Genomic DNA, 14,475 nt, shown 5'->3' with positions numbered 1-14,475 from the left:
CCGTCACGCCGCCGGGGCGAGCAGCTGGTGGGCCGCGAGCTCGCGGTAGAGCGGCGAGGTCTCGAGCAGCTCGGCGTGCGTGCCCGTCGCGAGCACGCGGCCGGCCTCGAGGACGACGATCTGGTCTGCGTCGACGACGGTCGCGAGCCGATGTGCGATCACGAGCGTGGTGCGGCCCTCGCTCGCGACGTCGAGCGCGAGCTTGAGCGAGGCCTCGTTGCGCGCGTCGAGGTTGGCGGTCGACTCGTCGAGCAGCAGGATCGGCGTCGCGGCGAGCAGCGCCCGCGCGATCGCGAGCCGCTGCCGCTCGCCGCCCGAGAGCAGCACGCCGCCCTCGCCGACCTCGGCGCCCAGCCCGTCCTCGGCGCGGCGCACGAGCTCGCCCAGGTTCACCGACTCGAGCGCGGCGAGCAGCTGCTCGTCGGTGGCGTCGGGCGCGCCGAGCAGCAGGTTGTCGCGCAGCGACCCGGCGAGCACGGGCGCGTCCTGCTCGACGTAGCCGATGCGGGAGCGCAGGGATGCGCGGTCCACGTCGCGGACGTCCTCGCCGCCGACGAGCACGCGGCCCGCGTCCGCGTCGTAGAAGCGCTCGACGAGCGCGAACGCCGTCGACTTGCCCGCGCCCGACGGGCCGACGATCGCCGTGCGGGTGCCCGCCGGCACGGCGAACGACACCCCCTCGAGCACCGGCCGGTCGGGGGAGGACGGGTACGCGAAGGCGACGTCCTCGAAGGCGACCATCGGCGCTCCCGGCCGCGGCTCGAGCGCGACGCGCGCATCCGCATCCGTCTCCGAGGGGAGGCGCACGATCTCCTGGATGCGCCCCAGCGCGCCGAGCGCGACGCTCACCGCCGAGATCGCCCCGGCGAGCTGGCCGAGCGGCATGATCATGAGGAACAGGAACAGCAGGAAGCCGACCAGCTGCGCGATGCCGATCTCGCCCGTGGCGACCCGCAGGCCGCCGACGCCGAGCACCACCAGGAACGCGAGCTGCATCGCGACGCCGAAGATCGGCACGACGAGCGCCGAGATGCGCGCGACGCCGACACCGGCCGCGAACGCGTCGCCGGCGCGGTCGCCGATCGCCCGTGCCTCGCGCTCGGTCGCGCCCGCGGCGCGCACCGTGCGCACGGCCGAGATGGCGCGCTCGAGCGCGCTCGTGAGGTGCCCGACCTGCTCCTGCGCGCGGCCGGAGGCGCGCGTGAGCAGCGGCATCACCGCGAGCATCCCGGCGATCGCGACGCCCAGCACGAGCACGGTCAGGCCCAGCAGCAGCGGATCGATGACGAGCATCGCGATCACCGCGCCCACGAGCGTCAGCAGGCCGCCGATCGACTCGACGAGCCCCTGGGTGAGCACGGCGCGCAGCAGCGTCGTGTCGCTGCCCACCCGGCTGACGAGGTCGCCGACGCGGCGGGCGTCGAACTCGGCGATCGGCAGCCGCAGGAGCGAGCCGACGAGCGTGCGGCGCGTGCGCAGCACGACGTGCTCGCCGAGCACCTGCAGCAGGAAGTGCTGGAAGCCGTCGAGCACCGCGCCCACCACGACGATCACGAGCAGCAGGAGCGGCAGCCACGCGAGCGGCTCCGACCGCTCGACGCGGGCGATGAGCTCCTGCGCGAGGGCGGGCTGGGCGAGCGAGAAGGCGGCGCCCAGCACCGACAGCACGATCGCGCCGGCGAGCAGCCCCTTCTTGGGGAAGAGGTAGGGCAGCAGCTCGCGGAGGCTCGCCCGCGGCCCGTCGTCGCCCCGCCGCCGGCCGAAGATCCCTCGTCGCTCGCTCATCGCATCCATTCTCCCGCTTCCCGGGGGCGCCGATGTCGGCGGCAGGGCCTAGCATCGGGAACCGTGCCAGCACCGGTGATCGAGGCCAAGGGCCTGACGAAGCAGTACGGCGACTTCACGGCGGTCGACGGGATCGACTTCGCGATCGAGCCGGGGGAGGCGTTCGGGTTCCTCGGCCCCAACGGCGCGGGCAAGTCGACCACGATGCGCATGATCGCGGCGACGTCGACGCGCACGTCGGGCGAGCTCCGCGTGCTCGGCTTCGACCCCGAGAGCCACGGGCCCGAGATCCGCGCCCAGCTCGGCATCGTGCCGCAAGCCGACCAGCTCGACGAGGAGCTGCGGGTCATCGACAACCTCATCGTCTACGGCCGCTACTTCGGCCTGCCGCTGCCGTACGTGAAGCGCCGGGCCGAGGAGCTGCTCGAGTTCGCGCAGCTCACCGAGAAGCGCAAGGCCCGCGTCGACGGGCTCTCGGGCGGCATGAAACGCCGGCTCACGATCGCGCGCGGCCTCATCAACAGCCCCAAGGCGATGCTGCTCGACGAGCCGACCACGGGCCTCGACCCGCAGGCGCGGCACGTGCTGTGGGACCGCCTCTTCCGGCTGAAGGAGGAGGGCACGACGCTCGTGCTCACCACGCACTACATGGATGAGGCCGAGCAGCTCTGCGACCGGCTCGTGGTGGTCGACAAGGGCACCATCGTCGCCGAGGGGAGTCCCGCCGCGCTCATCCGGCAGTACTCCACCCGCGAGGTGCTCGAGGTGCGGTTCGGCTCGAGCCGCAACGCCGAGGCCGCGACCGTCATCGAGGGCATCGGCTCGCGCATCGAGGTGCTGCCCGACCGCGTGCTCGTCTACGACGACGACGGCGAGGCGGCGATGTCGGCGGTGCACGAGCGCGGCCTGCAGCCGATCACGAGCCTCGTGCGGCGCTCGAGCCTGGAGGACGTCTTCCTGCGGCTGACGGGAAGGTCGCTGATCGAATGAGCGGCACCGTGCAGCGCCGCGGGCTCGTCGACGTGGGCGGCGTCGACCACGCCGCCGTCGCGCGCTCCTCGCGGTCGTGGGGCTGGTGGTTCGTCGCCGAGCACCGCATCCGGTCGATGCGCTCGTACGTCGCGTCGTGGGTCGCGATAGGCGTCGGCTCGCCGTTCCTGTTCCTGCTGGGGCTCGGCGTGGGCCTCGGGCTGCTCGTCGACGCCAACCAGGGCGCCGCGGGCGTCGACGGCGTGCCGTACCTGACCTTCCTCGCGCCGGCGCTCGCGATGGCGACGGTGATGCAGACCGCGTCGCAGGAGAACACCTACGGCGTCTTCGGCGGCTTCAAGTGGTTCCCGATGTTCTTCGCCATGAACGGCACCCCGATCGGGCCCGCGCACATCGTGATCGGCTTCCAGGTGTCGGTGCTCGTGCGGGTGCTGCTGCCGCTCGTCGCCTTCGTGCTCGTGATGGTGCTCTTCGGCATCGGCTCCGCGGCCGGGGCGATCCTGCTCGTGCCCATCGGGCTGCTGCTCGGCGCCGCGGTCGGCTTCGCGGTGATGTCGTGGGTCGCGACGCAGACCGAGGACCGCGGCCAGCTCTCCTTCATCGAGCGCTTCGTGGTCGTGCCGCTGACGCTCTTCTCGGGCACCTACTTCCCGCTCGAGACGCTGCCCTGGTTCCTGCACTGGATCGGCTGGATCTCGCCCCTCTGGCACGCGGCCGAGCTCGGCCGAGCGGCGCTGTACGGCGCCGCGCTCGCCCCTGGCATGGCGCTCGTGCACGTCGGCTACCTCGTGCTGCTGGCCGCCGCCACCTGCCTGCTCTCGATCCGCACCTTCCGACGGAGGCTCGACCGATGAACGAGCAGCTGCTCGAGGCGCCCGCGCCGACCGTCCGCGGACCGCTCCGCGGCATCTACGCCGGCAACACGCGCTCGGTCGTGGCCCGCGGCCTGCAGGTGATCGCCCGCAACAACTGGCTCATCGTTGTCACCGGCTTCTTCGAGCCGGTCTTCTACCTGCTCTCGATGGGCATCGGCCTCGGCGCCCTCATCGGCACCGTCGAGTTCTACGGCGCCGAGGTGCCGTACGCGGCCTACATCGCGCCGGCGCTCATGGCGGTGAGCGCGATGAACGGCGCCGTGTACGACTCGACGATGAACGTCTTCTTCAAGATGAACTACGCGAAGCTCTACCAGCAGATGCTGTCGACCTCGCTCGGCCCGCTCGACGTCGCGCTCGGCGAGATCCTGCTGGCGCTGTTCCGCGGCCTGCTGTACGCGTCGGGCTTCATGCTCGTGACGACCCTCATGGGGCTCAACCTCTCGTGGACGGCGATCCTCGCGATCCCCGCGGCGCTCGTCGTCGCGTTCGGCTTCGCCTCGTTCGGCATGGCCATCACGAGCTACATGAAGACCTTCCAGCACCTCGACTACGTCTACTTCGTCATGATGCCGATGTTCCTGCTGTCGGCGACGTTCTTCCCCATCGAGGTGTACCCGCAGGGCCTGCAGTGGGTGATCCAGGCGATGCCGCTGTGGCACGGCGTCGACATGATCCGGCAGCTGACGACCGGGCTCATCCAGCCGTCGATCCTGCTGCACCTGCTGTACTTCGCGGTGATGATCGTCGTGGGCCTGTGGTTCACGACCTCGCGCCTGCGGGCCCTCTTCCTGCGCTGACGCCCAGGCGGCGTGCCTAGGGTGGGCGCATGGCACGCGTGCTCGTCTTCGCCCCCGCTCCGACGCTCACGATCACGGTCGAGGAGCACGAGGGCGCACCCGACGTGCACCTGCACGTCGGCGGGCAGGGCGTGTGGCAGGCGCGGATGCTCGCGGCGCTCGGCGCCGACGTGACGGTCGTGTGCACGGTGGCGGGGGAGACGGGCGCGGTGGCGCGGCAGCTGCTCGACCGCGAGGGCTTCGAGGTCGTCGCGATCGACCGCGACGGGAACGGCCCGGCCTACGTGCACGACCGGCGCAGCGGCGACCGGCGGGAGGTCGTGGAGGCGCACGGCGAGCCGCTGACCCGGCACGACCTCGACGCGCTCTACTCGGCGACGCTGCGCGCGGCGATGGACGCTGAGCTCGTCATCCTCTCGGGGCCCGACGGCGACGAGATGCTCGAGGCGGATGTCTACCGCAGGCTCGCGAGCGACATGCGCGAGCTCGGGCGCACCGTGCTCGTCGACCTCGCCGGCGAGCGCCTCGCTGCCGCGCTCGAGGGCGGCGTCGACGTGCTGAAGGTCAGCCACGAGGAGCTGGTCGACGACGGCCGGGTCGACGACGGCGACGACGAGGGTCAGCTCGTCGCGGCCGCGCAGCAGCTCGCCGACGACGGCATCGCGCTCGTCGCGGTCACCCGCGCGGACGCCGGCTCGGTCGTCGTCGGCGAGGAGGGCGCGTGGCGCGTGGTCGCGCCCCAGCTCGAGCCGGTGGACACGCGAGGCGCCGGCGACTCGTACACGGCGGGCCTCGCCGCGGCGCTCGCGGCCGGCGGCAGCCACGCCGACGCGGTGCGCCTCGGCGCCGCGGCCGGCGCCGTCAACGCCACGCGGCGCGGGCTCGGCACGGGCGACGCCGAGGCCATCCGCGCCATCGCCGAGCGGGTGGAGCTCGAGCCGATCGGGAAGGAGCGCTGATGCGCGCACTCATCACGAACGACGACGGCATCGACTCGCCGGGGCTCGCCGCCCTCGCGCGCGCCGCCGCCGACGCGGGCATGGAGGTCGTGGTCGCGGCCCCCGCCCACGAGCACTCCGGCGCCAGCGCATCCATCATCGCCACGCAGGGCACGGCGGTGACCGCCGCGGGCGGCAAGGGCACGGTGCGCTCCGAGCGCCGCACGGTGCCGGGTGTCGACGGCGAGGCCTACGCGGTGCACGCGGCGCCCGCGCTCATCGTGCTGCTCGCGCTGCACGGATCGTTCGGCGGCGTGCCCGACGTCGTGCTGAGCGGCATCAACCGCGGAGCGAACGTGGGCGGCGCGATCATGCACTCCGGCACTGTCGGCGCCGCGCTCACGGCGGCGCAGGGCGGCGTGCGCGCGCTCGCCGTCTCGCTCGACGTGGGGCTGCGCGACGGCGGCGACGAGCACTGGGAGACCGCGGCGGCGGTCGCCGGCCGCGCGCTCGCGACGCTCGTCGGCGCGCCGGCGGGCACCATCCTCAACGTCAACGTGCCCGATGTGCCCGACCCCGCGGCGCTCGAGCTCGTCGAGGCGCCGCTCGCGCCGTTCGGCATCGTCCAGACCACGATGACCGAGCTCGACGGCGACGAGGTGCGGCTGTCGATCCGCGAGCACCGCGCAGCCGACGCGCCCGGCAGCGACATGGAGCGGCTCGCCGCCGGCAACGCGACCGTGACGGTCGTGCGCACGATCGCCGACCGCGGCGCCTGACGCGCGACGACGAGCGGCCCGCGACCCCGAGGGGCGGCGGGCCGCGGTCGATGGGGCGCGTCAGCGCTCCATGTCGACGTCCTTCGTCTCCTTCGACAGCAGCAGCGCGATGAGCGTCAGCATCGCGGCGCCCGCGAGGTAGACGCCGACCCAGAAGATGCTGCCGCCGCCCGCCGTCCACAGCGCCACCGCGATGAACGGCGCGACCGCGGCGCCCAGGATCGACGAGACGTTGTACGAGACACCCGAGCCCGTGTACCGCACGTTGGTCGGGAACAGCTCGGGCAGCAGCGCGCCCATCGGGCCGAAGGTGAAGCCCATGAGCGACATGCCGATGATGAGCCACGCCATCACGCCGACGAAGCCGAGGCTCGTGAGCGGCACCCACAGCAGGCCGAAGGCGATGATGCCGAGCGTCACGACGATGAGCGTCGCGCGGCGGCCGAAGCGGTCGGCGAGCGGCCCCGAGACGAGCGTGAAGATGCCGAAGAACACCACGCCGACGATGAGCATGATGACGAACGCGTTGTACGAGTAGCCGAGCCCGGGGATCGCCGCGTCGGTGGGGGTGCGGCCGTACGTGAGCGAGAACGTGGTCATCAGGTAGAAGAGCACGTACGTCGCGAGCATGAAGAAGGTGCCGAGCAGCAGCTCGCGCCAGTGGTGGCGCACGACGGTGCCGAGCGGCAGCCGCTGGATGGTGCCCGACTGCTTCGCCTTCTCGAACGACGTCGACTCGACGAGCCGCAGCCGCACCCACAGGCCGACGACGACCATCACGGCCGAGAAGAGGAACGGGATGCGCCAGCCCCAGTCGAGGAACGCCTGCGAGGGCCGCGAGGGGTCGTCGCTCGGCAGCAGCGCGGCGATGATGAGGAAGAGGCCGTTGGCGATGATGAAGCCGATCGGCGCGCCGAGCTGCGGGAAGGTGCCGTACCAGGCGCGCTTGCCGGCGGGGGCGTTCTCGGTCGCGACGAGCGCCGCGCCCGACCACTCGCCGCCGAGCGCGAAGCCCTGCGCGAGACGCATGAGCACGAGCAGCGCGGCGGCGAACCAGCCGACCTGCGCGTAGGTGGGCAGCACGCCGATGAGGAACGTGGCGATGCCCATCGTCAGCAGCGCGCCGACGAGCGTCGCCTTGCGGCCGAACTTGTCGCCGAGGTGACCGAAGACGACCGAGCCGATGGGGCGCGCGACCATCGCGGCGCCGAACGCGGCGAACGAGGCGAGGAGGGCCGTCGTGTCGTCGCCGGTGGGGAAGAAGAGGTGCGGGAACACCAGCACGGCGGCGGTCGCGTAGACGTAGAAGTCGTAGAACTCGATCGTCGTGCCGATGAGGCTGGCGAAGATGACGCGGCCGCGGGAGTTGGCCGGCTGCGACGACGCGGCGGTCGTCTGGGTTGCGGAGATGGACATGCTGCTTCCTGGATGCGGTGGCGCGCGCTGGATGCGGGGTGGTGCGGCGCGCGCGAACGGTGCGGTCCGCTCGTGACGGGCCGGCCGTCTGGGGGACGGCTGCGGCCCCGGGACGACGACAGCCCAGTGTACCGAGCCGGGTAACCGGCCATGGCCTCGACGACCGTTGTCCGCCCGCCGCCGCGGCGCATCCGCCCGTCGTGGGAGGGCGGATGCGCCGGGCTCAGCCCTGCAGGGAGCGGAGCGCGAGCGCGGCCTCGACGACCGCCTCGGCGGCCTCGCGGCCCTTGTCCTCCTTCGAGCCGGGCATGCCGGCCCGGTCGATGCCCTGCTGCTCGTCGTCGAGGGTCAGCACGCCGAAGCCGACCGGCTTGCCGGTGCGGATGGCGACGTCGGTGAGGCCGACCGTCGCCGCCTGCGCGACGTAGTCGAAGTGCGGCGTGCCGCCGCGGATGATGACGGCGAGCGCCACCGCGCCGTCGCATCCGGCCTCGAGCGCCGCCTGCGCGACGACGGGCAGCTCGAACGAGCCGGGCACGGGCAGCTCGACCACGTCGGCGCCCATCTCGGCGAGCGCGCGTCGGGCGCCCTCGAGCAGACCGGTTGCGATCTGCTCGTGCCACCGTCCGTGCACGATCGCGATGCGCATCCCGCTCGCGTCCAGCCCGCTCGTCCGCGGTGCTCCTGCTCCGGCCATCAGTCTTCTCCCTGCTCGTCGGTGGCTGCGATCACGGCCGGCAGCTGGTGACCCATGCGGTCGCGCTTGGCCGAGAGGTACTGCTCGTTGTGCTCGCCGACGCCCACGAGGAGCGGCACGAGCTCGGAGACCTCGATGCCGTGGCGCTCGAGCGCCTCCTGCTTCAGCGGGTTGTTGGAGAGCAGCCGGATGGACTGCACGCCCTGCTGCCGGATGATGCTGGCGGCGGCGCCGTACTCGCGCGCGTCGGCGGGGAGGCCGAGCGCGAGGTTGGCGTCGAGCGTGTCGAGCCCGTCCTCCTGGAGGCGGTACGCCTTCAGCTTGTTGATGAGGCCGATGCCGCGCCCCTCGTGGCCGCGGAGGTAGACCACCATGCCGTTGCCGGCCTCCTGGATGGCCTGGATCGCCGCGTCGAGCTGCGGGCCGCACTCGCACTTGAGCGAGTGCAGCGCCTCGCCGGTGAGGCACTCGGAGTGCACGCGCACGAGCGCGCCGTCGGCGAGCTCGTCGCCGGCGATGATCGCCACGTGGTCGGCGCCGGTCTGGCGGTCGCGGTAGGCGGCGACGCGGAACGTGCCGAAGCGCGTGGGCACCTTGGTCTCGACCTCGAAGGAGACGCGCGCCGACTCGTCGTTCGCGCCCTTGCACGCCGTCGGCAGCCCGCCCGCGTCGAGGTAGTCGATGAGGTCCTCGATGGTGATGACCGGCAGGTCGTGCTCCTCGCCGAAGGCGATGAGCGAGGGCAGCCGGCGCATCTCGCCGCCGTCCTCGACGAGCTCGCCGATCACGGCGACCGGCTCGAGGCCCGCGAGCTTCATGAGCTCGACGCCTGCCTCGGTGTGGCCCTTGCGCTCGCGCACGCCCCCCTCGACCGCGCGCAGCGGCACGATGTGGCCGGGGCGGCGCAGGTCCTGCGGGGTGGTCGCGGGGTCGGCGAGCACGCGCAGCGTGTGGGCGCGGTCGTCGGCCGAGATGCCGGTGGAGTCGCGGTCGGCGGCGTCGACGGTGATCGTGTACGCCGTCTGCCGCGCGTCCTCGTTCTCGAGCACCATGAGCGGCAGCCCCAGCTCGTCGGCGCGCTCGCCGGTGAGCGGCGCGCACAGGTAGCCCGAGGTGTGGCGCACCATGAAGGCGATCCACTCGGTCGTCGCGAGCTGCGCCGACATGATCAGGTCGCCCTCGTTCTCGCGCCCCTCGTCGTCGACGACGATGACGGGCTTGCGCTCGCGCAGCGCCTTGAGCGCGGCGTCGATGGTGGTGATGCTCATGATGCCTCCCGCTGCAGCTGCAGCATGCGCTCGACGTGGCGAGCGACGATGTCGGTCTCGATGTTGACCCGGTCGCCGGCGGCGCGGAAGCCGAGCGTCGTCGACTCGAGCGTCTCAGGGATGAGCGACACCTCGAACCACTGCTCGGCCTCGACCGGCTCGCTCACGGCCGACACGGTCAGGCTGATGCCGTCGACGGCCACCGAGCCCTTCCGCGCGACGAGGTGCGCGAGCGCCGGGTCGAGCGCGAAGCGCACGGTGCGCTGCCCCTCGGCGTCGACGACCGAGAGCACCCGCGCGGTGCCGTCGATGTGGCCCTGCACGATGTGTCCGCCCAGGCGGTCGCCGACGGCGGCGGCGCGCTCGAGGTTCACGCGGTCGCCCGGGCGGCGGTCGGCGAGCGTCGACATGTCGACCGAGATCTGCATGACGTCGGCCGTGAACGCATCCGCCGTCCGCTCGACCACGGTCAGGCAGAGGCCGTTGACGGCGATGGAGTCGCCGTGGGACGCGTCGCTGACGGCCAGGGGGCCGCGCACGGTGAGGCGCCAGGCCTCGCCCTGCCCGGTGCCGTGGGGCTCGAACGAGACGACCTCGCCGAGCTCCTCGATGATGCCGGTGAACATCACTGCTCGCTCTCTGTCGTGGCCTCGACCAGGAGGTCGCGGCCGAGCTGCTCGAGCCGCGTCACCGTGAGGCGGCGCTGCTCGTCGATCGTCCCGACGCCGAGGTCGTCGAGGGCTGTGCGCGGGCCCCCGAGGAGGGTCGGCGCGAGGTAGACGGTGAGCCGGTCGGCGAGCCCCGCGCGGATGAACGCGCTCGCGAGCGTCGGCCCGCCCTCCACGTAGAGGGTCTGGATGCCTGCGGCGGCGAGGGCGAAGAGCTCGCGCTCGAGCTCGTGGCCGGCCGTGCGGAAGCCCCGGGGGTGCCGGTGCAGGGCGGCGGAGCCGGGCACGCCGCGCTCGCCGAAGACGACCGGGATCGGCTGCGGCGCATCCGGCTCGCCCTCGATGCGGGCGGTGAGCTGCGGGTCGTCGGCGAGCACGGTGCCGGTGCCGACGGCGATCGCGTCGTGGGCGCTGCGCTCGCGGTGCACGTGCGCGCGGGCCTCGGGCCCCGTGATCCACCGGCTGCTGCCGTCGGCGGCGGCGGCGCGGCCGTCGAGCGACTGCGCCCACTTCACCGTCACGCGCGGCCGGCCGGTGCGCTGCACGAAGAGCCAGTCGGCGATGAGCGCCGCGCCCTCGGCCTCGTCGGCGCGCACGACCTCGACACCTGCCGCTGCGAGGCGCTGCGCGCCGCCGCTCGACGCGTCGCCGGGGTCGGCCGCGGCGTAGACGACGCGCGCGACGCCCGCGTCGAGCAGCGCGACGGCGCACGGGCCGGTGCGCCCGGTGTGGTTGCAGGGCTCGAGGGTGACGACGGCGGTCGCGCCGCGGGCCTCAGCGGGCGTGAGCCGCGAGAGCGCGTCGACCTCGGCGTGCGGCGTGCCGGCGCCGCGGTGCCAGCCCTCGGCGAGCACCCGGCCGTCGGGGGAGAGCACGACGGCCCCGACCTGCGGGTTGACGCCGCGGGGGCCGCGCAGCGCGAGCTCGCGGGCGCGCGCCGTGGCGCCCTGCTCAGCGCCGCTGATCCCTGCCATGCCGTCCTCTCCAGAACGCGCGCGGGGATCCGAGGGGTCGCGTCGCGACCCCACGTGCGCCTCCCCTCCGGACTCTCACCGTCGGTGCTGGAGTTCCACCAGCTCAGCCGAGCAGCACCTCCTGCTGGAGAGCGCCGCTCGGGTCGCGGACTATCACCGCCGGTTCAGACTTGCACTGACCCCGGGCACGTTGCACTGCCAGCCTACAACTCGACTCCGGCCGTGCCCATTCCCGTGCCCGCGCATCCCTGCCCGGCGGCGCCGCGGCGGCGGCCCCGCCGCCCGCCGCCGCACAACGCAAGCCCGCGGCGCCCGACCAGCGGGCGGCGCGGGGCCGGCGCCGCAGCCGTCGCAGATCTCGGTTGGGCGGCTTGCGTTGTGCGCGGCCGCTTCTGCACAGGTCGGTGCAGCTGATGCGCGCAGCGGCGGGCGGACGATCCATCCTGCCGCGCATGTCGACGCTGAGGCCGCTCTCGCAGGGCGCCGTCCGGGTGGATGAGTACCGCGAGCTGCGCGAGGAGGGCAGCAGCCGCGCGGCGATCGAGGAGGGCCTGCGGCTCGGGCTGCTCGTGCGGGCCCGCCGCGACGTCTACGTCTGGCAGCCAGCATCCGACGCGCTCGTCTCGGCGCTGCGGATCGGCGGACGGCTCGCGTGCGCGTCTGCCGCCGCGCACCTCGGGCTCTGGGTGCCGAGCGACGACCGGCTCCACGTGCACCTGTGGGACGGATCGACGCGGCTGCGCGATCCGCGCGACCGGCACCGGCGCCTCGAGCGGCGGGAGGGGCTCGTGCTCCACTGGGAGGACCTCGACCCGGACGACGGCGACCGGTGCGCAACGTCGGCGGCTGCCGCGGTCGCGTGCATCGCGCGCTGCTTCGGCGTGCACGAGGCGATCCGGGTCGCCGACTCGGCGCTCGACCGCGGGCTGGCGAGCCCCGCCGACATCGAGCGGGCGCTCGAGGGGCTCGACTGGGACGGGATGCCTGCTGCCGCGGCCGTCGACGGGAAGTGCGGCTCGGGCTACGAGACCGACGCGAAGCTGCTGCTGCTCGCCGCGGGACTCCACTACGAGCAGCAGGTGCGGATCCCGCGTGTCGGCAGGGTCGACTTCGTCGTGTGCGGCTGCGTCATCGTCGAGATCGACGGCCGCGAGCACCACGAGGGCAGCTTCGAGGAGGACCGCCGGCGCGACGCCGAGGCGCTCCTGCAGGGCTACGTCACCGTGCGCCTCTCGGCGCGCTGGCTCGACGACAACGCGCACCGCTTCATCGCGCTGGTGCGCGCGGCGCTCGAGCTCCACCCGCGCGGCTGAGTCCCAGCCTCTCCGGCGGGTGCCGCACCGGGTCCGCGTCGGCCCCCGCGCACAACGCAAGCCGCTTCGGAGCTTCTTGCGGCGCCGGAGGCGGGGACGGTCGATCTGCCGCTGATTGGGGCCGTTGGGCTTGCGTTGTGCAGGGGGGTCGGACGAACGATGGCTGCAAGCGCGCTGTCGGGTATTGTCGTACTGGGTATAGCAATCCCGGATGGGGGCACGGCGACGTGGAGATCGAGCGACGGATGGACGTGGTCGAGCTGGGCGCGGGCGCCGACTACCGCGAGACCTGGGCCCTGCAGCGCGCGCTCCACGCGCAGGTGGTCGACGGCGCGCGGCCCACACTGCTGCTGCTCGAGCACGCGAGCGTCTACACGGCGGGCACCTCGACGCAGCCCGGCGACCTCCCGACCGACGGCAGCGAGGCGATCGAGGTCGACCGCGGCGGCCGCATCACGTGGCACGGCCCGGGCCAGCTCGTGGCCTACCCGATCGTCGCGCTGCCCGACGCGGTGCAGGTCGTCGACTGGGTGCGCCGGCTCGAGGAGGCCATCATCCGCGCGCTCGCGGCGAGCGGGCTCGCGACCCGGCGCATCCGCGGCCGCGCGGGCGTCTGGGTGGCGGATGCGTCGGGCGAGCGCAAGGTCGCGCAGGTCGGCGTGCGGGTCGCCTCGCGCGCCTCGATGCACGGCATCGCGATCAACGTCGCCAACTCGCTCGCGCCCTTCACGACGATCGTCCCCTGCGGCATCGCCGACGCCGGGGTGACGACCGTCGAGCTCGAGACCGGCAGCACGCACGACCCGATGGCGATCGGGCGCCGCTTCGCGGCCGAGCTCGAGCCGCTGCTCGACTTCGCGCCGTTCACCTCGGTGGCGCTCGACGACCGCGCGGCGGTGCACGCGTGAGCGCGTGCAGCCAGCCGGCGCAGGCGCAGGCGCCGGCGCAGGCCGACGCCGCCCGCCCCGAGCCGCAGGGCCGGCGCATGCTGCGCATCGAGGCGCGGAATGCCGAGACGCCCATCGAGCGCAAGCCCGCCTGGATCAAGACGCGCGCCCGCATGGGCCCGCAGTTCCGCGAGCTGCAGGAGCTCGTGCAGGCGCAGGACCTCCACACCGTCTGCCAGTCGGCGGGCTGCCCCAACATCTACGAGTGCTGGGAGGACCGGGAGGCGACGTTCCTCATCGGCGGCGACCAGTGCACGCGCCGCTGCGACTTCTGCCAGATCGACACCGGCAAGCCGGCGCTGCTCGACCTCATGGAGCCGGTGCGGGTCGCCGAGTCGGTGCGCACGATGGGGCTGCGCTACGCGACCGTCACGGGCGTCTGCCGCGACGACCTCGAGGACGAGGGCATCTGGCTCTACGCCGAGACGGTGCGGCGCATCCACGAGGCCAACCCCGGCGTCGGCGTCGAGATGCTCGCGCCCGACTTCACCGGCCGCCGGCACCTCCTGCAGCAGCTGTTCGAGACGCGGCCCGAGGTCTTCGCCCACAACGTCGAGACCGTCCCGCGCATCTTCAAGCGCATCCGCCCCGGCTTCCGCTTCGAGCGCAGCCTCGACGTGCTGCGCTGGAGCCGCGAGGAGGAGCTCGTGACGAAGTCGAACCTCATCCTCGGCATGGGCGAGACCGACGACGAGGTCGTCGAGACGCTCGAGGCGCTGCACGAGGCGGGCACCGAGCTCATCACCATCACGCAGTACCTGCGGCCCTCGCCGCGCCACCACCCGGTCGACCGCTGGGTGGAGCCCGAGCGCTTCGCCGAGCTCGGCGAGATTGCGACCCGCATCGGCTTCTCGGGCGTCATGTCGGGGCCGCTCGTGCGCTCGTCGTACCGCGCGGGCACGCTCTACCGGCGGGCGCTCGAGGTGCGCGGCGGTGCGGCGCCGGCGCCGATCATCACCGGCATGGGTGCCGCGGCTCCGGCGGCGGCGGGCATCACGAACAACGCACGCTGAGCGGGCGTGCGG

General features: G+C 73.4%; 14 protein-coding genes and 1 riboswitch. Of the genes, 8 read left to right on the top strand and 6 right to left on the bottom strand.

What is annotated here, in order from left to right; all coding sequences use genetic code 11:
* Positions 1 to 3: 3 nt before the first annotated feature.
* Positions 4 to 1,794: an ABC transporter ATP-binding protein gene (locus FQ330_RS12145; protein WP_146357891.1), complete on the bottom strand. Its 1,791-nt coding sequence runs from the start codon at positions 1,792 to 1,794 to the stop codon at positions 4 to 6.
* 54 nt (positions 1,795 to 1,848) lie between these two features.
* Here FQ330_RS12145 and FQ330_RS12140 point away from each other — a divergent pair, with 54 nt between their 5' ends.
* Genes FQ330_RS12140 through surE form a run of 5 tightly spaced genes read left to right on the top strand, consistent with a single transcriptional unit; the run spans position 1,849 to position 6,167 of the window.
* Positions 1,849 to 2,775: an ABC transporter ATP-binding protein gene (locus FQ330_RS12140; protein WP_128188817.1), complete on the top strand. Its 927-nt coding sequence runs from the start codon at positions 1,849 to 1,851 to the stop codon at positions 2,773 to 2,775.
* Positions 2,772 to 3,629 carry an ABC transporter permease gene (locus tag FQ330_RS12135; protein WP_146357889.1) on the top strand — a complete coding sequence of 286 codons (858 nt, stop codon included), beginning with the start codon at positions 2,772 to 2,774 and terminating at the stop codon, positions 3,627 to 3,629. The genes FQ330_RS12140 and FQ330_RS12135 overlap by 4 nt, the downstream gene beginning before the upstream one ends.
* Positions 3,626 to 4,450 (top strand): ABC transporter permease, encoded by an 825-nt coding sequence (locus FQ330_RS12130; protein ID WP_128188815.1) that lies wholly within the window; start codon positions 3,626 to 3,628, stop codon positions 4,448 to 4,450. Before FQ330_RS12135 ends, FQ330_RS12130 begins: the two co-directional genes overlap by 4 nt.
* Before the next feature lie 29 nt (positions 4,451 to 4,479).
* Complete coding sequence (locus FQ330_RS12125) at positions 4,480 to 5,409, top strand: 1-phosphofructokinase family hexose kinase (RefSeq protein WP_146357887.1); 930 nt, start codon at positions 4,480 to 4,482, stop codon at positions 5,407 to 5,409.
* Positions 5,409 to 6,167 carry a 5'/3'-nucleotidase SurE gene (gene surE, locus FQ330_RS12120; RefSeq protein ID WP_146357885.1) on the top strand — a complete coding sequence of 253 codons (759 nt, stop codon included), beginning with the start codon at positions 5,409 to 5,411 and terminating at the stop codon, positions 6,165 to 6,167. The genes FQ330_RS12125 and surE overlap by 1 nt, the downstream gene beginning before the upstream one ends.
* A 60-nt stretch (positions 6,168 to 6,227) precedes the next feature.
* Here the strand turns inward: surE and FQ330_RS12115 are convergent, their stop codons facing one another.
* The 5 genes from FQ330_RS12115 to ribD form a co-directional block, all read right to left on the bottom strand.
* On the bottom strand, positions 6,228 to 7,583 hold the full coding sequence (locus FQ330_RS12115) for an MFS transporter (RefSeq protein WP_146357884.1): 1,356 nt from the start codon (positions 7,581 to 7,583) through the stop codon (positions 6,228 to 6,230).
* A gap of 223 nt (positions 7,584 to 7,806) precedes the next feature.
* Positions 7,807 to 8,280: a 6,7-dimethyl-8-ribityllumazine synthase gene (ribH, locus tag FQ330_RS12110; protein ID WP_146357883.1), complete on the bottom strand. Its 474-nt coding sequence runs from the start codon at positions 8,278 to 8,280 to the stop codon at positions 7,807 to 7,809.
* A complete protein-coding gene (ribB, locus tag FQ330_RS12105; RefSeq protein WP_146357882.1) occupies positions 8,280 to 9,548 on the bottom strand; it encodes a 3,4-dihydroxy-2-butanone-4-phosphate synthase in 1,269 nt (422 codons plus the stop codon). The genes ribH and ribB overlap by 1 nt, the downstream gene beginning before the upstream one ends.
* Complete coding sequence (locus tag FQ330_RS12100; RefSeq protein ID WP_146357881.1) at positions 9,545 to 10,174, bottom strand: riboflavin synthase; 630 nt, start codon at positions 10,172 to 10,174, stop codon at positions 9,545 to 9,547. The genes ribB and FQ330_RS12100 overlap by 4 nt, the downstream gene beginning before the upstream one ends.
* Positions 10,174 to 11,190, bottom strand: coding sequence for a bifunctional diaminohydroxyphosphoribosylaminopyrimidine deaminase/5-amino-6-(5-phosphoribosylamino)uracil reductase RibD (gene ribD, locus FQ330_RS12095; protein WP_146357880.1), 1,017 nt, complete (start codon positions 11,188 to 11,190; stop codon positions 10,174 to 10,176). Before ribD ends, FQ330_RS12100 begins: the two co-directional genes overlap by 1 nt.
* A gap of 50 nt (positions 11,191 to 11,240) precedes the next feature.
* Positions 11,241 to 11,383: riboswitch (FMN riboswitch) on the bottom strand.
* A 259-nt stretch (positions 11,384 to 11,642) separates the two neighbouring features.
* On the opposite strand from ribD, the gene FQ330_RS12090 reads away from it, so the two are divergent.
* The 3 genes from FQ330_RS12090 (at position 11,643) to lipA (ending at position 14,463) form a co-directional block, all read left to right on the top strand.
* On the top strand, positions 11,643 to 12,503 hold the full coding sequence (locus tag FQ330_RS12090) for a DUF559 domain-containing protein (protein ID WP_146357879.1): 861 nt from the start codon (positions 11,643 to 11,645) through the stop codon (positions 12,501 to 12,503).
* A 227-nt stretch (positions 12,504 to 12,730) separates the two neighbouring features.
* A complete protein-coding gene (gene lipB / locus FQ330_RS12085; RefSeq protein ID WP_225792853.1) occupies positions 12,731 to 13,411 on the top strand; it encodes a lipoyl(octanoyl) transferase LipB in 681 nt (226 codons plus the stop codon).
* 77 nt (positions 13,412 to 13,488) lie between these two features.
* Entirely contained in the window at positions 13,489 to 14,463 is a 975-nt protein-coding gene (lipA, locus tag FQ330_RS12080) for a lipoyl synthase (protein ID WP_146357954.1), read from the top strand.
* Positions 14,464 to 14,475 lie beyond the last annotated feature (12 nt).

The organism is Agrococcus sediminis (assembly GCF_007923295.1).
GTDB classification, from domain to species: Bacteria; Actinomycetota; Actinomycetes; order Actinomycetales; family Microbacteriaceae; genus Agrococcus; species Agrococcus sediminis.
This window is presented reverse-complemented; position numbering and strand designations above follow the sequence as displayed.